The organism is Candidatus Eisenbacteria bacterium (genome assembly GCA_035712145.1).
GTDB lineage: Bacteria > Eisenbacteria > RBG-16-71-46 > RBG-16-71-46 > RBG-16-71-46 > DASTBI01.
The window spans coordinates 1-21,131 of the sequence record DASTBI010000054.1 but is presented as its reverse complement, the minus strand read 5'-3'; the positions used below and the strand labels follow the sequence as shown (position 1 = coordinate 21,131).

The following is a 21,131-nucleotide window of genomic DNA, read 5'->3' as shown; positions in this document are numbered from 1 at the left end:
ATTTCCCTCGAAACGAGGTGTTGAATGATGCGACGCTGCGCCCCGTGACTCGTAAGGCATTTACCCGAGATTCGGCAGGGTGAGCCGCGGCGTTCGTGAAGGTCCCGAACGAATACCGGTCATCGTCGAGGACAGCCACGACGAGATTGCACGCACCGTCGCAGGACGCATTGCCGATCTCATCCGCGAACGACGCCGGGCTCGCCGCAAAGCGGTGCTGGGCCTGGCCACCGGCTCCACGCCGATCGGCATCTACCGCGAGCTGATCCGGCTGCATCGCGAGGAAGGCCTCGACTTCTCGAACGTCGTGTCCTTCAACCTCGACGAGTACTACCCGATGGCGCCCGACAGCCTCCACAGCTTCCATCGGTTCATGCGCGAGAATTTCTTCGACCACGTGAACCTCGAGGCGCGCAACATTCACATCCCTCGCGGGGATCTCCCTCGCGCGCAGATCGAGCCACACTGCCGGGACTACGAGCGCGCGATCACCGAGTCGGGCGGCATCGACTTCCAGATTCTCGGCATCGGGCAGACCGGCCACATCGGCTTCAACGAGCCGGGCTCCAGCGTGGGATCGCGCACGCGCCTGGTGGCCCTGGACACCATCACGCGCCGCGTGGCCGCGAACGACTTCTTCGGAACCGAGAACGTGCCGACCGAAGCCATCACGATGGGCGTCGGAACCATCCTGGAATCGCGCGAGATCGCTCTGGTCGCCACCGGCGAGCACAAAGCCGCGATCGTGAAGCGCGCGGTCGAAGGCGAAGTCGACCGTGCGGTGGCGGCCACGTATCTGCAGCAGCACCCGAGCGCGACGGTGTACCTCGACGCCCCCGCGGCCGCCGAGCTGACGCGCCGCAAGACGCCGTGGGCGCTGGGAGAGATGGACTGGACCCCCGAACGCGAGATCGAAGCGGTGGTATGGCTGAGCGGCGTGACCGGAAAGTCGGTGCTGAAGCTCGAGGACCTCGACTACCGCGACCACCATCTGGGCGCGCTGCTCATGCGGCACGGCTCCTCGGAGACGCTGAACGGCGCGGTCTTCAATGCCCTGATCGCCAAGGTCCGCGGCCGCAGCAAGCTCCCCCAGGGGAAGCGCGTGATCCTCTTCTCGCCGCACCCGGACGACGACGTGATCTCGGCCGGCGGCATCCTGGGCAAGCTGGTCCAGAACGGAAACGCGGTCACCGTCGCGTACCAGACCTCGGGGAACATCGCCGTGTTCGATCACGAAGTGCGGCGCTACCTCGACTTCCTGCGCCGCACCGCCGACGACTTCGGCTTCGGCCACGAAGACCTGCGGACCTGGATTCGCGAGGTAGGGGATTTCCTCGCGCGCAAGGAGCCAGGCGAGGTCGACAGCGCCGCGGTGTCGAAGCTGAAGCAGCGGATCCGGGAGGTCGAAGCGATCTCGGCGATCGAGGTGCTCGGACTCTCCGCGAGCCAGGCGCGGTTCCTCAACCTGCCCTTCTACCAGACCGGTCGCGTGCGCAAGGACCCGATTGGCGCGCGGGACGTGGATCTCGTGCTGGGCCTGCTCGATGAGATCCACCCGCACATCATCCTGGTCGCCGGGGACCTGTCGGACCCGCACGGCACGCACCGCATGTGCGCGGAAGCCGTCGATCAGGCGCTCGCGCGCTATGGAGGAGAGCCTCCGGAGATCTGGCTCTACCGCGGGGCCTGGCAGGAATGGTCGGTGGCCGAAGCCGACCTGCTCATCCCGCTCTCCGAGAAGGAGCTCCGGACCAAGATCAGCGCGATCTTCAAGCATCAGAGCCAGAAGGACCGCGCGCCGTTTCCGGGGGTCGACGAGCGCGAGTTCTGGCAGCGAGTCGAGGAGCGCAACCGGACGACGTCACGTCTGGTCGATCAGCTCGGCCTGCCCGAGTACTTCGCGATGGAGGCCTTGGTGGTGCGCGAAGCGCGGCGCGGCCACCTCAAGGCTGAGCAGCCGGGGTTCTAGACGACCAGCTCGAGGCCGCGCGCGGCTTCTTCGATCGCCTTTCGCAGACCGAGGGATCGGCCTACGCGCGACTCGGCCTCGAGCCGCTCCGGACCGAGATCGCGCGCCGCGGACTCCATCATCGGCTCATGCGCCTTGAGCCAAGCCGTCTCCGCCCGGTTGCCGAGGTCGATCCGGTGCTGGCCCGCTGCGGCGTAGAGCCGGGCGGCGCGCGCCGATTCGTGCCGCTCGGCGAGAACCGCCGCCGCCACCTCGACCGTCGAGGCCGCATGGCGCATGAGTCGATGCTCGCGCACCAGTGCGAGCGCCTCGGACAGGCAGGCGGCGGCCTCGGTGGTGCGGCCCAGATGATGGGCGACGAAGCCCAGGTTGGTGAGCGCCAGGGCGCGTAATCCCGGGTCGCGCGCCGGCTCCGCGTGATCGAGCGACTCGAGGTGGAGCCGGCGTGCTTCCTCCCAGCGGTCCTGGCGCCAGGTGATGGCGCCGAGGTTGTTGAGGACGTGCGCCTCGCCGCGGCCGTCGCCGATCTCCCGGAACAGATCGAGGCTCTCGCGATACGACATTTCGGCGGACGCGTAGTCGCTGATCTCGTGAGCGATGATGCCGAGCGTCACGAGCGTGCGTGCGATCCCCGCCCGATCGCCGAGCGCGCGATACCGCTCGAGCGCCTCGAGCCCGAATGCTCGCGCCGGAGAAGCATCGGACTGATAGATCGCCAGCGTGCTGGCTCCGAGCAGCGCGCGCGCATGGGCCAGCGGCTCGCGTGCGGCGTGCGGCGTGGCGAGCGCTTCCGTGAGGGCCTCGCGCCCGCTGGTCAGGTGGCCGCGCTCCGTCCAGAACCGCGCCAGAGCGCCGGCGAGCCTCAGATGATCGACCTCGCGGCCCGCTTGGCCCCGCGCCCAAGCCAGCGCCGCCTGGAGATTGGGATGATCGGCCTCGAGCCATTCGCAAAAGGACGCCTGCTCGGGGCCCCACAGGCGCGGCTCGGCTTCCTCGGCGAGCGCCAGGAAGTGCTCGAAGTGGCGTTGCTCGAGCAGGTCGAGCCGGCCGGACTCGGCGAGACGGTCGCGCGCGAATCCGCGCAGCGTGTCGAGAAGCCGGTAGCGCGTGACGCCGAGGCAAGGGGGCGCCACCGTGACCATGGACTGGTCGATGAGTGTGGTGAGGGCATCCAGCACGACGATCTCCGCCGTGCCGTTCATGCAGACGGCCGCCGCGGCGGCAAAGGACCATGTGCCGGTGAAGATGGCGAGGCCGTCCATCAGCGCGCGCGCCTCGGGTGAAAGGGTGTCGTAGGTCCACCGGATGGCTGCTTCGAGGCTCTCGTGCCGCGCGTTCGGTGAAAAGCCGCCGCGAGCGAGAATGCTCGTGCCCTTGGCCAGATGATCGCGGATCTCTTCGGGGGTGAGTGCTCGCGTCCTCGCGGCGGCCAGCTCGATGGCCAGCGGCAGGCCATCGGTGCGACGACAGACTTCCGCGACCGCGCTCGCGTTCTGAGCGGTGAGCTGGAAGTCCGGTCTCACCAGGCATGCACGCTCCACGAACAGGCGGACGGCATCGAACCCCGACACCGACTCCACCGAGCCGGAGACGTCGGCGGGAGGGACAGAGAGCGGCGGCACCACCAGCATCCGCTCGCCAGGGACTCCGAGGGGGGACCGGCTGGTGGCCAGGATGATGAGCCGTGGACAGCTCGAAAGCAGGCTCAGCACGAGGGATCGCACCGTCTCGGCGATATGCTCGCAGTTGTCGAGCACCAGCAGACCCGGTGCGTCCCCGACCGCCATGGCCAGTGACGTCGACCGGTCGCCGATGGCCACCGGAGAGGACTCCAGCGCGCGCCGCACCTCGGGCTCCACGGTGGCGGCGGCCCCAAGCGAAGACAGATCGGCGAATGCCACGGGGAGGCCGCTCTTGGCCATGGCTTCGGCGGCGCGGACGGAAAGGCGAGTCTTGCCCGTCCCACCCGGTCCGACCAGCGTCACCAGCCGGTGCGACGCCAGCGCATCGTGACACTGAGCCAGCTCGTCATCACGACCGATGAAGCGGGTGATGAAGTGCGGCATTCGAAGTGCGTGACCTTCGGGCCGCGACGGCGCCACGGACGGTGGCTCCGGGGCCCGCGCTCCCAGGAACTCGAGCAATAGGCACTCCAGCGCTTCGGCATCCGCGGGCCGCGCCTCAGGTTCCTGCGCGAGCGCGCGATCCACGATGCTCACGAAACTCGCGGGCAGATCGGGACGCCGCTCGAGCAGTCCGACGCCCTCGTGTCGCTGCTGAAGGCGGCCGACTTCCGCGGCCGTGCGCCCCTCGTAGGGATAACCACCGCTCACCATGCGGTACAGAAGGATGCCGACGCCGTAGAGATCGGACGCCGCCGTGGCGGGAGCGCCACGCAGGATCTCGGGCGCCATGCTGGACGGAGTCCCCGCGGCCCTTCCGGCATCGGCGTCGGCGGCGTGCTCGATGGCCAGCCCGAAGTCGAGCAGAACCACGCGTCCGTCCACCTCGCGCATGACGTTGGCGGTCTTGACGTCGCGATGGACCAGTCCCGCACGATGGACGGCGCTCAGCGCCCGGCAGACTTCGATGCCGACCTGCGCCGCTTCGCGCGCGCTCAGAGGGCCGACGGCGGCAAGCTCCTCCTCCAGCGTGCGGCCACGCACCAGATCCGTCCACATCCCCATCCAGCCGGCGTGCTCGTCGGCGCCGTGCACCGCCGGGAGGTTCGGGTGGCGGAGACGCGCGAGCGTGCGCGCTTCGAGAAGCAGCCGATCCGCGTCGCGGCCTCGACGCCACAGCTTGAGCGCCACTTCCCGCTGCAGCACCGGATCGTTGGCGCGGAAGACGTGGCCGAAGCCGCCCCGACCCAGACTTTCCAGGATCTCGAGCGGACCCCAGGCGGTGAGGCCACGTGGCGTCTGCTCGCTCTCGCGTTTCCCAAAGCGCGGCGCGGCCGCAGGCGAATCGACCGTCGAAACGGCCGACTCGTGCACCGAAACCAGCGCCTGAAGGCGCCGCAACCGATCGAGCGCGCTTGCCATCTCGGGTGCGAGCTCGAGCTCCGCCTCCCACGCCACGGGCCGACGGTCCGACACCGCGCGCGCGATGCGACTCAGTGTCCTCACCGGATCGGCGCGTCGTGGAGGCCTCTTAGCCATGGGGTTCCATCTCGCGGCTCAGCCGAAGCAGCGCGCGCACCACCATCATGCGCGCGGCATTGGGTGACGAGCTGCCGAGGGCTTCGGCAATCTCGTCGTAGCTGTAGCCCATCTCGAGTCTCAGGACGATCGCCTCGCGATGCGACGCCGAGAGCCGTGCCAGCGCCGCCTCGTAAGCATCGACGAAGTCCCGGCCGATGGCCGCTTCCAGCGGACTCGCACCAGGCTGCTGCAGGTGCTCGCCCAGTTCCTGATGAGGCACACGTGTCGAGAGCCGTCGAGCCTCGTCGCGGATCTGGTTGAGGACGATGGTCCTCAGGTTCGCGAGGAACGACCCATGCCCTCGTCTCTCGAACGTTTCCAGCCGCTCGAATGCACGCATGACGGCATGCTGGACGAGGTCGTCGGTGTCGAGCCGGCCACGGACGCCGCGCGGGACCCGGCCGGCCGCAAACCGCTGGAGCGCCTCGACGCAGCGCCGCGCGAGCTGCTCGCGGGCGCGCGAATCTCCTGACCGGGCGCGCTCGACCAACACCGAGATCGTCCCCAGGGACGCTCCCGAGCGCGCCGCCTTTTCGAAGTCGTTGGGGGGTCGACTCAAGGGAGTCTCCAGCGCGGGTGCCATGCTAACCCCGCGCCGCAGCGCCGGCTACCCCAAACCTCCCCTGAGGCCGCCTCTCTGCTAGCCTGCCACGCTCGGTTTCGTGATCGTTCTGGGAGGCCCTTTGGTGACCGATCCTCGTCCATCACGCCCTTCGGCCGCGGTCGTGCTGTTGCGCGGCCAAGGCGCCGCGCTCGAGACCTTCTGGGTCCTGCGCAGCGAAGCCGTGCGGTACATGCCGGAGTTCCGTGCTTTCCCGGGCGGTACGGCCGATGCGGAAGACGCGAGCATCGAGATCGAAGGGATGGCGCCCGGGACCGAGCGAACGGCGCGCGTATGCGCGATCCGCGAGGTCTTCGAGGAGACCGGGATCCTGCTCGCCGAACAGGACGGAGGCGCGGCGTCCCGAGAAGCGGCGCGGGATCGCTTGCTCGAAGGGCGCGCCACGTTCGCCGAGCTGATCCGCGAGCATGGCTGGCGCTTTCGCGAGGCGACGTTGGTGCCGGCAGGCCGCTGGGTGAGTCCGCCGTTCGCGGCCACCCGCTTCGAGACCGAGTTCTTCCTTGCCCGCCTCACCCGTCCGCAGGAGCCGAGCGTGCGCGTCGGAGAGCTGGCGAGCGGCGAGTGGATCTCGCCGATCACGGCGCTCAAGCGCTGGCAGGAAGGAGCGGAGACCTTCGCGGCGCCGGTGCTCTACGCCATGATCGCGCTGGCCCAGGGTGAGGAGAATCTCCCGCAGCGCATGGTGCAGTCGCCCGAGGCCTCGGGCCGCCCTGTCCGACGCATCGAGCTCAAGTGGGGCATCGTGCTCCAGCCGATGAAGACGCGGCCATTGCCGCCAGCCACGCACAGCAACGCGTACCTGGTCGGCGATCGCGAGATGGCGCTGATCGACCCGGGAAGCGGCGACGAAGAAGAACTGCAGCGGCTCTTCGGTCTCATCGAGATGCTCGCCACCGATCAGCGCAAGGTGCAGGTCGTGCTGCTCACCCATCACCATCCGGATCACGTGGCGGGGGTTCAGGCGGTGCGCGAGCGCTACGGCGTGCGGGTGGGAGCGCATCCCGAGACCGCGAAGCACGTGCGGGTCGATTTCACCATCGAGGACGGTCAATGGATCCCGCTGGTCCACGAGATCGCCGACTGGAACCTGGTCGCCATCCACACGCCGGGTCACACGCGCGGGCACCTGTGCTTCTACCATCCGCGCACCCGCTCATTGTTCTCGGGGGACCACGTGGTGGGAGGGGTCGGCACGGTGATCATCGATCCGCCGGAGGGCGACATGGCCGGCTACCTGCGCTCGCTGGAGCGGCTCCTGGCGCTCGGCGCCGAGACGCTGTTCCCGGGTCATGGCGCGCCGCAGGGCGGGGTGAAGCGGCGTCTCGAGAAGCTGATCGCGCATCGGCTGGAGCGCGAGGCGAAGGTCCTGGCCGCGCTCGAGCCGCAGCCGGGGGCGCTGGCCGAGCTCGTCGAGCGCGCCTACGCCGACACGCCTCGCGAGCTGTGGCCTTACGCCGAGCGCTCGCTGCTCGCTCACCTGCTCAAGCTCGAAGCCGAAGGCCATGCGCGCCGTGAAGGCGATCGTTGGGCCCTGTCAGGGAGCTGAAGCTGACCCATCCGACCGAGTCGCATCCGATCGTCGTCTTCGACGGCGTGTGCAACTTCTGTAACGCTTCGGTCCAATTCATCCTCCAACACGATCGATCTCGGGTCTTCCGCTTCGCCGCGCTCCAGTCCTCCGCGGGCCGGGCACTGCTCGAGCGGCACGGCTTCGACCCGCTCGAAGCCGACACCTTCGTGCTGGTCGAGGGTGAGAAGTGCCGCGTCCGCAGTGACGCGGCGCTGGGCGTCGCGCGACGTTTGCCGCTTCCATGGCGTCTGGTCTTCTTGCTGCGCTGGATTCCGAGGCCGCTGCGTGATGCCGTCTATCGCACCATTGCCCGCAACCGCTACCGGTGGTTCGGCAAGAGGGAGAGCTGCATGGTGCCTTCCGCCGACGTGAGCGAGAGGTTCCTCGAATGAGCCGTTCCGATCCCAGCTTCCGCATCGAGACGCCCGACCTCGGCGGACGGCGCGGCCGGCTCAGCGACTGGGTCACTCAGCGCTGGGTCCAGCACACGGGGCGGCGGGTGCGATGGAGCGAAGCGCCCTGGCTCCAGGCGCCGGTCGGGGACGTGAACGTCATCGGGGCCCGCTTCTACGAGCGTTATGCCGAGCGTCATGGCTTACGGCTTCGCAAAGACGAAGGCGTGCGCGGCCTGCTCGAGCGCTTCGACGAGCTCGAGAGTCCGCGCTGCCGTGTCGGAACCATCGCCCCCGCGGTTGCGGCGTTCTACCAGCGCACATCGGAGTTCGATCTCGATGTGTGGTCCGAGTGGTGCGGCGCGTACCGGCCCTTCGGCGGTCTCCTGGCCGCGATCTTCAGCCGCCGCCTGCAGCAGCTGAACCTCCCGCTCTCACCGCTCGACAGCCGCCTGGGCGTCTCGAGCCAGGTGCTGGCGCTCGAAGGTCCGGATGGCCAGGCGCCGTGGCGCGCGTGGGTGCGGACCAATCTCTCGGACGGCGCCGTCATCTACGCCGGCAGCTACGCCATCACCCGAGTGCCGTGCAGGGAGGGAGGCTGCGTGAAAGTGGCGTTCCCGCTCCCCAACGGGTACGCGCTCGTGGTCCTGTGGCCGGAGTCGCATCCCGATGGATCGCTGACGCTCCACTCGAGCGGCGAGGGTTTTGGCGATGCCGGCTTCTACTTCTATGTGGAGCGCGAGCCGGGAGAGGGCTGGGCGCGCTATGTGGGGTCGCTCATCGAGCACATCCACGTCTTCGTGGATCCGCGTGGGACGCTGCGCGCGGATCACGAGCTCCGCATCTGGCGCACGCGTTTCCTGCGACTCCACTATCGGCTGGGGAGAGCCGCGACACGCTGACCCGCGGCTCGCCCCGCAGCCGCTGATCAGGCCGCTTTGCGCCCGCTCTCGGCCGGCGGCCCAGCGGACTCGATGGTGGCCTTGAGCTTCGGCTTCTGCAGCACCTTGGTCGCGAACCAGGCGCCGACGAGCCCGAAGAAGATCGACATGATCTCGTCCTTCGGGTTCTCGCTCCAGGTCCTGAGGAAGACGTAGAGGCCGGCGTCCAGGTTGAACCCGACTTCCGGATTCGCCTTCGCGACCCACCAGCTGAAGAGCAGGATCTCGCCGATCACCACGCTGACCACCGTGAGCGCCGCGGCGATCACCCGGCCGGCGATGTCGACGCGGTCGGCCCCCGCGCGATAGGCCCAGGCGACCAGCGCGCCGATGCCGATGGCGAGAATGGCGAAGATGCGCCCGGTCAGCGCCGCGACTCCTGCCCAGAGCACGGCGCCAACGATCGCGGCCCCGAGGCCGAGCATCACGCCCGGCAGATGGCGCGCCTCTTTCATCTCGTAGGCGCGAGCCGCCATGTCGCCTTCGGCCTGCATGCGCTGCTGACAAGCGGAGCAGATCATCGCCGGCAGGTCGTCCACGACGACGTACTGTCGCGTGGTGCCGGTCGCGCAGGTCTCGCAGCGCCCGTTGAATCCGGGGGTGGCGCGAGCGATCGCCGTGACGAGTGCGTCCACCCACGCCTGGACCTCGGCCGTCTTTGGCGTCCGGAACGCGAAGCTCCGGTGCCACAGCAGGCAGGTGTCGGAGAGGTGGAACTCGGGCTGCTCACCGATGCGAATCGTCTTCTTGCCCGTGTCCTCGACCCCCATCTTGCGACGGCCTTTCCCCTTGCCGGGCAGGATGTCGAGCGTCGAATCATCGATCAGCGCCTGCTTCAGGCGTCCCAGGTCCGCGACGCACGGGAAACGGATGGCAACCACCAGTCCGGGATTCTCGTTCGCTCCCCAGCCCGCGCGAATCAACAGGCCCTTGCGCTCGCCGATCACGTGCTCGGTGCGCTGGAACACGCCTTTCTGGGGGTAATGGGCGAGGCCCCAGTCACGGGCCCATTCGGTCCACTGGTTCTTCGCGAAAGTCAGCACGGCAGGTCCCTCGGATCGTTGGGGGTCAAGCGCGCCTCGAGCGGCCACGAGAGGTACTGGCGCGTTCATCGTCACCGGCACGCGCGAGGGCGAGCGAGGAGGGTCCGGTCCTCGACAGTCATCGGCGCCTGGACACCGGGACTTCAGGGTTCTCCTGGCTGCCTCGGTCGTCCAGACGGGGCATGACTTTGGGTCCCGTTCCGTTGCGGGTAGGTTCTGCGCGGTGAATCCCGCCTACCTCCTGGCTGCCCTGGGGTCGCTTCTCTACGGGAGCGCCGACTTCTGCGGGGGACTCGCCTCACGCCGCAGCCATGCCCTCGCGGTCACCTATCTGGCCGGGTTCTCGGCGCTCGCCGTGCTGTTCGCCGGCATGCCGCTCGCGCCCGGGGAGACGCGCGGATCCGACCTCGGCTGGGCGATCGCCGGTGGCGTCTTCGGCGCGATCGGCGCGATGCTCGCATACCGCGCGCTCGCCATCGGACCGATGAGCGTCGCCTCGCCGATCTTCAGCATCACCGGCTTGGCGCTTCCGGTGGTGGTGGGCATGGCGCTGGGCGAGCGTCCAGGGTGGATCGCCGTGGCCGGCCTGTCGCTCGCCCCGCCGGCGATCGTGCTGCTCGCGCAGGGAGCCCACGCTCATGAGCGTTCCGCGCAGCGCTCCATTCACATTCGCGGCGCGGTCGTGCGCTCGTTGATCGCAGGCGCGGTCCTCGGCTTCTTCCTCGTCTTTCTCGGACGCATCGAGCGCGGCGCAAGCCTCTGGCCGCTCGTCCTGGCGCGCATCACCGGCATCGTCTGCCTGGGCGTGGTGCTGATGGCCCGGCGGCAGCCGCTCATGCCCGCGCCGGGGGATCGTCCGATGTCGCTGGTCACCGGGGTCCTCGATTCGCTCGCCAATCTCGCCTACGTCGCCGCCGTGCCTCGGGGCTCGCTGTCACTCGTCGCCGCGCTCGTGTCGCTGGCTCCGGCCACCAGTGTGCTGCTGGCGCGGGTCATGCTGAACGAGCGCTGGAGTCCGCTCCAGGCGGCGGGACTGGTGCTCGCTCTGGGCGCCGGCATATGCATCTCGCTCGGCTGAGCGGCTACGAGGCGGCGTGGGCCTTGGGAGGCTCTTTGTGCTCGAGCTCCTCCAGCAGGATTCTCTCGAGCGTGCGGCGAGCGAAGGGACGGTGGATGGCGGTCATGATCCACGGCCAGGCGAGCGACCAGAAGCCGACCATGAGCCAGAAAATCCACGCCAGCGAGTCGATCTGCCCTCTCAGGCTTGGATGGAACGAGGCGAGGATGAGCGCCACGCCCAGCAGTGCGCCGTGGGCGACGACGTAGCGATTCCAGCGCGCGAAGCTCACGCGATAGGCGAGTGACTTCCCGGTGAGCCACAGCTCGACGTGATTGAGCCCGATGGCGTAAGCCGTCGCGAAATCTCCGGCCTCGAACACCAGCTGATGCGGGCCGGCCGCGGTCACGCGATAGTTCGCGCGCGCTTTCCTTCCGGGGACGAGGAAGCCCTCGTCGATCCGCGCCTGGATGCGCTGGTGCCAATCCGGAGGCAAGTCCAGGCTCAGCATTCCCTCGAACGACGGGCGGAAGGAGAGAGCGGCATCGGATGGCTTCATGGCTGCCTCCCGGCAGGACTATCGACCCACCCGCCCCGCGTCTCCATAGAAAAGGTGCGAGTTTCCGGGTCCACCTCGAGCTGGGCTAAGCTCCGGGACGACTTCGAGGAGGTTCGTCATGATGGAGCGCGCAGCGCTACCCCGGGAGCTTCGTCCCTTCGTCGACGAGGAAGGGCGCCTGACTCAGTGGCCGGTGCGGCAGAAGGTTCAGCGCATGGCCCTGGCCTATCTGGCGGACGCGTTCGAGCCGGGCCGTGAGTACGGAGAGCGCGAGGTCAACGAGATCCTGCGTGAGTGGCACACCTTCGGCGACTGGGCGCTGCTCAGGCGCTGGCTTTGCGACTGGGATCACATGGAGCGCGAGCGCGACGGAACGCGCTACCGGCTGCGTCCCGCTCCCAGCACCAGGACCGCGTAGACCGGAAAAGAGGAAGCGCAGCGGAGAGACCCGCTGCGCTTGCTCGTCGGTGGCGGGCTCAGCGCTGCTGGGCCATGAACTGACGGCCGCGCTCTTCCATCTCTTTCGGCGTCAGATCCTCCTTGCGTGTGGCCACCGCCCACGTGTGTCCGTAGGGGTCGGTCAACACGCCGTAGCGATCTCCCCAGAACATGTCCGCCAGCGGCATCGTCGCCGTGGCCCCCGCCGAGACCGCCTGGTTGTAGATCTTGTCGCAGTCAGGGACGTAGAGATGGATCACGACCGGCGCTTCACCGGCACGCGGCGCCTTGAAGCCTTCATCCATCTCGTCGTTCAGGAAGAAGATCGAATCACCAAGCTTCATCGCGGCGTGCATGATCTTTCCGTCGGGCCCTGGCATGCGGTTCAGCTCGGTCGCGCCCAGAGCCTTCTTGTAGTACTCCATCGCCTGGCTCGCGTTCTTGACGGTGAGATGCGGGGTGATGGTATGGGCGCCCTCGGGAATGGGATTCTTTGCCTTCGACATGAGGAGAACTCCTTCCGAAGTGATGGCCGCTGCGGTCTCGCCTCCCTGAGACGCTCGAACTCGCACCCATCCGTGGCTGCTCTTCCAATGCTTCGACGCTACACACGTCTCCTTCGGCGACGGAAGCGTTTTTCCACGAGAGGATGGATTCCTCGGTCCTGAAAATTCTTCAACCGGGATTCCGCCACCGGGCAGCGCGCACGGTCACGGCGTTGAAGATTGCGTCCCGCAACCCACGCAGCGAGGTCCCGCCATGGTGTCGAGGAATTTCCTGCGGTGCGTTGCTAGAATTCACTCGGGTCATGGTCTGCGGTTCCATTGTGTGTCCCGAGGGAATCCTTTGACGTCTCGCTCGCTCTTCCTGGCCGTGGTCGCCTGGCTGGCCGGCGCCGGCTTCGTTCCTTCGGCCGAGGCTCATCTCCTGATCACGGAGGTCGGCTACGACACGGTCGACGAGACGAGCCCGACGTCCGAGTTCGTCGAGATCCTCAATCCGGACGCCGGCAGCGTTTCGCTCGCGGGCGTCTGGCTGGTCGGCGACGAGGATGCCTATCCCTACCTGGTCAACGGGCCGGTTTCGCCGATCACACTCAACAACTTCATCTATCGCTTCCCGTCGCTCAGCATCGGCTCGGGAGAGGTTCTGGTCGTCTGTCAGGACAGCGACGCTTTCCTCGCCGAGTTCTTTCCCATCAATCGCCTCGCCGACTTCCAGGCTCAACCCGGCAGCCAGACTCTGCTCGAAGTGACGCAGGACGGGATCGCCGACGGCGTGCCGGACATGATTCCCTGGGGGAGCAACCCTTCGGGAACCCTGAGCATGGCCAACAACGGGGAATGCGTGGGGCTCGTCTTCTGGGACGGAGCCGGCGACCTGGCCCGGGACCTCGACTGGACGTGCTGGCTCACCACGACGTTCATCCCCAACAAGGACGTGGATTATCCGTTCGGCATCGACGGACCCGACCCCAACCTCGACACGAGCTTCTTCGCCAACGATCTGGGGACGGGGCTTCCCGCCCCCGATTCGCCGCAAGGCTCGTCGATCCATCGGGCCAGCCTCTTCGAAAAGAGCGAGGTCTCGAGTGGTGGGAATGGCGTGAATGGCCACGACGAGACCAGCGAGGACTGGTCGGGGTGGACGATTGGCGGCTACAGCCCGGGTGTTTGTGCGCTCTCGACCGTCGCCGTTGCCCAAGGCGAGACGCCGACGCCCGAGTTCGGGATTCGAGTCGCCGGAGCCAACCCTTTCGGTGGAACTGTACGCATCGAGTATGTGCTGCCGAGCTCCGGCAGGGTACGGATCACCATCCACGATCTCCAAGGCCGCGTGATCGCCTGCGTTCTCGACGGCGTGGCCGCGGCCGGTCCGGGGGTCGCCGCGTGGAACGGATGCGATCGCTCCGGTCGTGGCGTGGGCACCGGCGTCTTTTTCGCGCTTCTTTCGTGGAACGGACAGGTTCGCTGCCTGAGGCTGGTGCGAATCCGCAACTGATTCGTCCAGCCCCTGGATGTGAACATTCGCGTGAAGCGCGCACCAGCCTCTTGTTTTGCCATTGACTCCGGCGACAAGCGGGCGGTTAATCTTGCCGGTTCGCAAGATCCTTCGAACAGAGTGGCACGTCAGTAGACGATCCAAGGCTCGCCTCTCCAGCGCCGCGCATCGCTTCGTGCTCTTTGTCGCGCCCCGCCTGGTTTCGCGCCACTCGCCAAACGCGCACGGTCCGAGCACTGCCCAAGGCGCCGGGGCATCGTGGAAGCCCCGAGCGTCACCCTTGCGTCTCTCGAGCGACGCCGCTGATGAACGGTCACACGATTCAGCTGGATCGCTGGGCCCTCGCTCCAGGTTCATGAGCGAGCACCCGAGCTGGAGGATGCTCCCCATGAAGAAGCCTGGCCGCTGGTATGCCTCGATCGCGGTTTTCCTGGGACTGCTCTGCGCGAGCTCACTTGCCGCTCAAGGATCGAGCGGATACCCGTCCAAACCGGGCGAGGTGATCATCAAGTTCAAGCGCGGCGCCAAGACTCAGGAGCGCAACGCGATCGTCACGGATCTCGGTGGGTCTCCGATCGGCCGATTCCCGGGGCGCCGGGGCGAGCATCTTCGAATCACGAAGCTCAGCGTGGATCAGGCAATCGCTCGTTACCGATCGCACCCCAAGGTCGAGTACATCGAGCCGAACTACGTTTATCGGATCGTCGCGACCACGCCGAACGATCCGGACTTCTCCCGGCTCTGGGGACTCCAGAACACAGGGCAGACCGGCGGCCTTCCCGGAGCGGACATCGACGCCCCGCTCGCGTGGGACGTGCTCACGGGCTCGGATGTCCTGGTGGCGATCACCGACACCGGGATCGATTGGGGGCACCCCGACCTGGCCGCGAACGTCTTCTCGAACGCCGGTGAAATCCCCGGAAACGGCCTCGACGACGATCACAACGGCTTCATCGACGACGTGCGCGGCTGGGACTTCGTGAACCGCGACAACGATCCCATCGACGATCAAGGTCACGGCACCCACGTGTCGGGAACGGTGGGAGCGATCGGCAACAACGGAATCGGCGTGGCGGGCGTCAACTGGAACGTGAAGATCATGCCGCTCAAGTTCCTGGACGGCGGCGGGTTCGGCTCCACCGCCGACGCGGTCTCCGCCATCGATTACGCGGTGGCCATGGGCGCTCGGGTCATCAGCGCGAGCTGGGGCGGCGGTGGCGCGTCCGCGGCGCTGCAATCGTCGCTCGAGTCCGCCGACAGCGCCGGCGTCCTGTTCGTCGCGGCGGCCGGCAACTCCGGCCTCGACAACGATGTCTTCCCCAACTACCCCTCGAATTACGACGTCCCCAACGTCATCGCCGTGGCGGCGAGCGATGCGTTCGATCGTCTGCCGTTCTGGTCCAACTTCGGCCGCACCACGGTCGATCTGGCGGCGCCGGGCGAGAACATCTACAGCACGCTGCCCGGCGGGGGCTACGGCTACAACAGCGGCACGTCGATGGCGACGCCGCACGTGACCGGAGCGCTCGCCTTGATCCTGGGGCGTTTCCCGGGGATGAGCGGGGCGGACGCCAAGGCGCTGCTCCTCAGCAAGGTCGACACCCTTTCCTCTTTATCCGGCAGAGTCGCCACCGGCGGCCGGCTCAATGCCTTCAACACGATCGCCATTCCGGACTCCCTTCCGCCCGGAACGATCTCGGATCTCCATGCCTTCGAGCCCAACGGGACGCGCGTGACGCTGAGCTGGACCGCGACCGGCGACGACGGAGAGGTGGGCACGGCGAGCCGCTACGAAGTGCGCTACTCGACCGCGCCCATCGACGAAGCCAACTTCGAAGCGGCTTCGCTCGCCACCGGCGCGCCGCGCCCGGTCGCGGCGGGCGGCACGGAGCAGATGCGAGTCGGCAACCTGGCCTTCTCCACCAGCTACTACTTCGCGGTCAAGGCATTCGACGAGTTCGGGAACCCTTCGCCGATCTCGAACCTGGCGACCGCGACGACCTTGCCCCCTCCGGATATCGCCGTCACCCCAGGCGCCGTGTCGGCGGATCTGCTGACCGGGGAAACGGCCACGCGCACCCTGACCGTCACCAACACCGGGACGGCGGAGCTGAACCTGAGAGTCACGATCGAAGCCGTGGCCGAGGCGGCCAGCGTCAGCTCGGCGCCACGGATTCTGCGCACCTTCACGCTTCCGAACCCGGCGTCTTCGGTCGTCGCGAGCGTCGAGACCCCGCCGGCGTATCCGGTGAAGACCACGGCCTATGCGCAGGGCACGAGCGGCACACGTCCGGCCTACGCTCCGGAATCGAGTCGCTACGACAACATCTTCTCGGGCAGCCTGCGCATCCTGCTTCTCCACACCGGCGACATGTCCGAGATGCGTGCGCTCCTCCAGGGATTCCCGGACATCGCCGTGGTCGACGAATTCGACGGCCGAACCGGCGCCCCGACCTTGAGTCAGCTCCAGGGTTACAACTCGGTCATCGTGGGCGCCAACTTTCCGTGGACGGATCCCGTCGCAGTCGGCAACGTGCTCGCGGACTATGTCGACAGCGGTGGAGGCGTGGTCCTCACCCTGGCTTCGTTCATCAGCGGCTGGGTTCCGCAGGGCCGATTCCTGACCGAAGGCTACTCGCCGTTTCCGCCTGGATCCGGCCCTCTTCCAGGGGCGAGCCTCGGGACGTTCGACGCCACGCACCCGATCATGGCCGGCGTGGCCAGCGCTTCCGGCAATCTGCTGGGTGACGTGAGTCTCGCCATCGGCAGCGAGCTGGTGGCGAGCTGGACGAATGGCGAGCCCATGGTGGCCACGAAGGGCTCGCGGGTGGCCGCCGTCAACATCTTCGTCGCCGCTTCGGGTTACTGGACGGGCGACATTCCGCTCATCCTGCACAACGCCGCGTTCTGGAGCTCGGGAGTCACGAAGTGGCTCTCGGCCGATCCCGACACCGCGGTGGTTCCCGCCGGGGGCTCGCTCGGCGTGGTGGTCACCTTCGATGCCACCAGCCTGGACGGCGGCGATTACGACAATCGCGTCGTGTTCTCCAGCGACGATCCCGACGAGAGTGAGCTTTCGGTGGCGGCCCATCTGCACGTCACCGGTGCTCCCGACATTCGGGTCGACGGCGAGCCGGTGATGGTGGAGTCGGCGGTGGACTACGGCATCGATGGGGCACAGACGTCGCATCACCTGCTGATCGCGGTGCCCGTGGTGCCTGGCTTCGGCGGCTCTCTGGAGCTGCTCGCGGACGGTGACTATGGAGATACGGTCGAGAGGGCGACCGCGGTCGCCGAGAGCACGGCCTTGGGGTCGGTCGGGAACGCCGGCGTCGACTGCCTGACGGCGCGCGGCAGCTTTTCGCTGAGCGCCGCGCTCCTGTCGTCCCTGGCGGCGGACGGTGTGGTGAACGTAACGGTCAACAACACGCTCGACGTGAATGTCTTCTGCCCGGTCAATCGCCACACGGTCCGACTTCACTACGACGTTCCGGCCGACCGGCTCGAGTTCGCCTCGATCTTCACGGGACAGAGCCGCGACCTGGCATTGACGATCCGAAACATCGGCAGCGCCCCTCTGGAATTGAGCTCGATCACCAGCGACCGTGCGGAGTTCACGCCGGGCGTGTCGGCCCTGACGCTGGCCCCGCGCGCCACACATCGGCTCGTGGTGACGTTCCACCCGGGGAGCGCGGGGGACTTCACGGGAACGTTGCGACTCCAGAGCAATGATGCGGATCAGCCGCTGATCTCGATCGCGCTGTCCGGAACTGGCCTGAACCCGCCGGCGGTGGGCGTGCAACCCTCGTCCCTGACCTCGACGTTGAACGAAGGAGGGGAAGAGACGCAGACGCTCCGGATCCTCAACACCGGGCTGAGTCCGCTCACGTTCTCGCTCGATGTCACCCCGGGACTTGGCGGTGCAGGACGGGTGCCTTTCGGGGGCCTGTCACCGCCGGGAGTTTCGAGCAACAACTCGCCTCCCAGGACCTCACAGGTGACGCACATGCCGGAGAGCCGTGAGCCGCGGTTCAGGGCGGCGGCGGCCCAGATGGCGGCGCGCCATGCGAGTCCACAACCGCTGACCTGCGTGGTCGGTGATCCGTCCGCCGGAGTGATCTACGCCCAATCCAATCAAGGCACGCCGTTCTATCGCTACCGCGCTTCGAGCGATACGTGGGAGGTGCTGGCGAACGCTCCCATCTCGGCGGGAAACAATGGAGGCGCGGCACTGCTGAATGGGCGTATCTACACCACCTACGCCGGGATATCCGGGGGCATGGGCGTTTACGACATCGCCACCAACACCTGGACGACCGTGCCGAGTCCGCTGGGAGAAGGGACCGCCAACATCGCCAGCGACGGAGGTCAGTATCTCTATCTGGCCGTGGGCTCGCGCATGGTGCGCTACGACCCCGCGACCACGAGCATCGCTGATCTGACCCCCGCGCCCTTCTATTTCGAGCCCTGGGGCGCGCTGAAGTATCTGTCCGGAAAACTCTTCGGACACCAGGGAAACGGGTCGAATGCTCTTGCCACCTACGACGTGGCCAGCAACGCCTGGACCCTTCTGCCCCCGATGCCCGGCGGGGCCGTCGCGGGAGCCGCCATCGATCCTTCGGCCCGGGAGTATTTCGCCTACGGCAGCTACGGCGGAAACAATCTCTACCGGTACTCGATCGACTCCGGCACGTGGAGCGTGTCGACCATTTCGTTCTTCTCCGTGGACGACGGCGGTCTGGCGTGGCTCTCCGGATCTCAGCGCGGCATCTACTTCGCGCAAGGTGAACGGGGAACCGGTTTCGTCCGCTTCCTCGACTCTTCCGACTTCCTGACCGTCACGCCCACGACCGGCGTCGTGCCGCCCTCTGGATCCATGGACGTCAGCGCGCGCTTTGTCGCCGGAACGCTGTTCGGCGGCACGTACCAGTCGAGCATCTTGGTGTCGAGCAACGACCCGGTGACTTCCGTGCTCGAGGTGCCGGCGACCCTCACCGTGATCGGCGCGCCCAACATCCAGGTGGAGGGCGATCCCACGATGCTCGAGTCCGTATCATCCTATGAAGCGCCCGGGGCGCGGACGACGCACCGGCTCTTGGTGACGTCGCCCGTTCCCACCAGCGCGTCGGGCTCGCTCGAGCTCATCGCGGAAGGCGACTACGGAGACGCGTCCGAGCTTGCGACCGCCATCGCCGAGAGCACGACCGTGGGATCGGTGGGCAGCGTGGGGTCCGACTGCCTGACGGCGACCGGCAGCTTCCCGCTGAGCGCTGGATTCCTTCAGTTGCTCGCCGCGGATGGAGTCGTGGACGTGGTCGTCCAGAACACGCCCCCCGTCGACGTCTTCTGCAGCGCCAACCGCCACATCGTGCGGCTGCGGTATGGCGGAACCACCGACCGGCTCGATTTTGCCGCGTTGTTCGTCGGTCAGTCTCGTCAGATGACCCTGACGGTCCGCAATAATGGCAGCGAGGCCCTGCAGGTGACGTCGATCGCCAGCGACAATCCGGTTTTCACGCCCAGCGTGTCCTCGATGACCTTGGCCCCGCGCACCGCGCAGCAGGTGGCGGTGACCTTCCACCCCGGGAGCGCCGGGCCGTTCGCAGGGACGCTGCGCTTCCAGAGCAACGACCCGGATCAGGCGCTGCTCTCGGTGGCCATGTCTGGAATCGGGTTGATCCCTCCCGATATCGCGGTGTCGCCGCCGTCCCTTTCGGCGTCTCTGTTCACCGGAGAGAGAACCACGCAGGTGCTGACGATCCAGAACACGGGCTCGAGTGATCTGACATTCAACGTCGCGGTGGAGAACCTGACCGCGAATGCGCGGGCTGGGCAGGTGCGCGAGATGACCAACGTTCCCGTGCTCGCCAAGGGGGAAGTGGACCTCCGGCGCGGCGAGGCGGTGATCGCGAGCACGGGCGGCCCCGACCGGTTCGGATACGAGTGGAAGGACAGCCATAGTCCGGGCGGCCCGACGTTCAACTGGGTGGAGATCTCGTCCATCGGGACTCCGGTGCCGATCTGGGGCGACGACTGGAACTCCGGTCCGGTGCCGATCGGCTTCAGCTTCCCGTACTACGGGAACACCTTCTCGAACCTGCGCATCTGCTCGAACGGGTTCATCAGCTTCACGAACGACGGGGCGCCGTTCTCACACCAGCCTCTCCCGACTCCGTTCGCGCCCGAGAACATGCTGGCCGCCTTCTGGGCGGACCTCTGGACCGATCCCGGCTCGGTCTACTACTACAACGATGGAAGCCGGATGATCGTGGAGTACCGGAACGTGAGGTATCTGGGGGGATCGACGCCGTTCACGTTCGAGATCCTGATCTACCCGAACGGACGAATCGTCTATCAGTACCTCGACATGGGAGGCACGCAGTCGATCGCGACCATAGGGTTCCAGAACGCCGTGAGAGACGACGGGCTCACGATCTCCTTCAACGCGCCGTACGCCCAGAACCAGCTGGCCGTGGCGATCGCGTCCCGACCCGATTGGCTCTCGGTCCTGCCGGTGTCGGGCACCATTCACGCCGGAGAGCATCTCGACCTCGCCGTCAACGTGGATGCCGCGGGGTTGGAGGGTGGCGACTACCAGAACCTGATCGCCATCAACAGCAACGATCCGGACGAAAGCCTGGTGTCGGTGCCCGTGAGCCTGCACGTGACCGGGGCACCGGACATCCTGCTCTCACGAAACTCCTTCGACTTCGGAGAAGTGTTCGTCGGCGGCGCTCGCGCCGAGACCTTGGTGGTGAGCAACCTCGGCACCGACCTGTTGACGGTCTCCGAGGTCACGGCGTCGCGGACCGACTACCACGCTGACATCGCCGCTTTCGATCTTGCGCCAGGGGCGTCGCGGGCCGTGATGGTCACGTTCCAACCGGAGGCCGCGGGCCTGATCCCCGGGACGCTGACGGTGCGGAGCAACGATCCCGACCACGCGGAATGGGTGCTGTCCCTGACGGGGACAGGACTGGTCCCACCAGATATCGCGGTGACGCCAGCAAGCCTGACCGCATCGCTCTTCACGGGTGGGATGGCGACGCGGACGGTGACGATCCAGAACACCGGCGAGAGCGATCTGACCTGGACGGTCGGCACAGCCGGAGGAACGGGAGGCGCCGCGGTCGGTGGTCATTCGACGCCGGCTCATCCTCCTGCCACCCCGCCGCCTGACTACCAGTCGGTCGCCTCGGCGCCGATTCACCAGGCCGGAGCGACCGTCCTCGTCGTCGAGGACGTGCTGCCCTGGTTCAGCGCGGCGGTTGAATCGCTCCTGATGCTCAATGACATCGTCTACGACGTCATCCCGTCATCCGCTCTCGGCGGGACC

13 protein-coding genes are annotated in these 21,131 nt (G+C 67.4%); 8 read left to right on the top strand and 5 right to left on the bottom strand.

Annotated features, from left to right (window positions below; genetic code table 11):
- The first annotated feature begins 79 nt into the window (after nt 1-79).
- A complete protein-coding gene (gene nagB, locus VFQ05_03145; GenBank protein ID HET9325743.1) occupies nt 80-1,969 on the top strand; it encodes a glucosamine-6-phosphate deaminase in 1,890 nt (629 codons plus the stop codon).
- Here the strand turns inward: nagB and VFQ05_03140 are convergent.
- Both VFQ05_03140 and VFQ05_03135 read right to left on the bottom strand, forming a co-directional pair.
- Nucleotides 1,966-5,130 carry a protein kinase gene (locus VFQ05_03140; GenBank protein HET9325742.1) on the bottom strand — a complete coding sequence of 1,055 codons (3,165 nt, stop codon included), beginning with the start codon at nt 5,128-5,130 and terminating at the stop codon, nt 1,966-1,968. The genes nagB and VFQ05_03140 overlap by 4 nt on opposite strands.
- Entirely contained in the window at nt 5,123-5,731 is a 609-nt protein-coding gene (locus VFQ05_03135) for a sigma-70 family RNA polymerase sigma factor (GenBank protein HET9325741.1), read from the bottom strand. Before VFQ05_03135 ends, VFQ05_03140 begins: the two co-directional genes overlap by 8 nt.
- Nucleotides 5,732-5,858: 127 nt before the next feature.
- On the opposite strand from VFQ05_03135, the gene VFQ05_03130 reads away from it, so the two are divergent.
- The 3 genes from VFQ05_03130 to VFQ05_03120 are packed head-to-tail and all read left to right on the top strand — an operon-like array spanning nt 5,859 to nt 8,658.
- The gene (locus VFQ05_03130) at nt 5,859-7,340 is read left to right on the top strand and encodes an MBL fold metallo-hydrolase (protein HET9325740.1); all 1,482 of its coding nucleotides are present in this window, start codon (nt 5,859-5,861) and stop codon (nt 7,338-7,340) included.
- Nucleotides 7,319-7,756 carry a thiol-disulfide oxidoreductase DCC family protein gene (locus tag VFQ05_03125; protein HET9325739.1) on the top strand — a complete coding sequence of 146 codons (438 nt, stop codon included), beginning with the start codon at nt 7,319-7,321 and terminating at the stop codon, nt 7,754-7,756. Before VFQ05_03130 ends, VFQ05_03125 begins: the two co-directional genes overlap by 22 nt.
- Nucleotides 7,753-8,658: a hypothetical protein gene (locus VFQ05_03120; protein ID HET9325738.1), complete on the top strand. Its 906-nt coding sequence runs from the start codon at nt 7,753-7,755 to the stop codon at nt 8,656-8,658. The genes VFQ05_03125 and VFQ05_03120 overlap by 4 nt, the downstream gene beginning before the upstream one ends.
- 26 nt (nt 8,659-8,684) lie before the next feature.
- On the opposite strand, the gene VFQ05_03115 is transcribed toward VFQ05_03120, so the two are convergent.
- Nucleotides 8,685-9,740, bottom strand: a complete 1,056-nt coding sequence (locus VFQ05_03115) for a hypothetical protein (GenBank protein ID HET9325737.1) — start codon at nt 9,738-9,740, stop codon at nt 8,685-8,687.
- A gap of 223 nt (nt 9,741-9,963) precedes the next feature.
- Here VFQ05_03115 and VFQ05_03110 point away from each other — a divergent pair, with 223 nt between their 5' ends.
- Nucleotides 9,964-10,818: an EamA family transporter gene (locus VFQ05_03110; GenBank protein ID HET9325736.1), complete on the top strand. Its 855-nt coding sequence runs from the start codon at nt 9,964-9,966 to the stop codon at nt 10,816-10,818.
- A gap of 4 nt (nt 10,819-10,822) precedes the next feature.
- Here VFQ05_03110 and VFQ05_03105 read toward each other — a convergent pair whose 3' ends face one another.
- Entirely contained in the window at nt 10,823-11,356 is a 534-nt protein-coding gene (locus tag VFQ05_03105; protein HET9325735.1) for a hypothetical protein, read from the bottom strand.
- 118 nt (nt 11,357-11,474) lie between these two features.
- Between VFQ05_03105 and VFQ05_03100 the strand changes: the two genes are divergently transcribed.
- A complete protein-coding gene (locus VFQ05_03100) occupies nt 11,475-11,774 on the top strand; it encodes a DUF2087 domain-containing protein (protein HET9325734.1) in 300 nt (99 codons plus the stop codon).
- 58 nt (nt 11,775-11,832) lie between these two features.
- Here the strand turns inward: VFQ05_03100 and VFQ05_03095 are convergent, their stop codons facing one another.
- Nucleotides 11,833-12,300, bottom strand: coding sequence for a VOC family protein (locus tag VFQ05_03095; GenBank protein HET9325733.1), 468 nt, complete (start codon nt 12,298-12,300; stop codon nt 11,833-11,835).
- 340 nt (nt 12,301-12,640) lie between these two features.
- Here VFQ05_03095 and VFQ05_03090 point away from each other — a divergent pair, with 340 nt between their 5' ends.
- Nucleotides 12,641-13,795, top strand: coding sequence for a hypothetical protein (locus tag VFQ05_03090; GenBank protein HET9325732.1), 1,155 nt, complete (start codon nt 12,641-12,643; stop codon nt 13,793-13,795).
- 388 nt (nt 13,796-14,183) lie between these two features.
- On the top strand, nt 14,184-21,131 hold a 6,948-nt coding region (locus VFQ05_03085; GenBank protein ID HET9325731.1), incomplete at its 3' end, for a S8 family serine peptidase.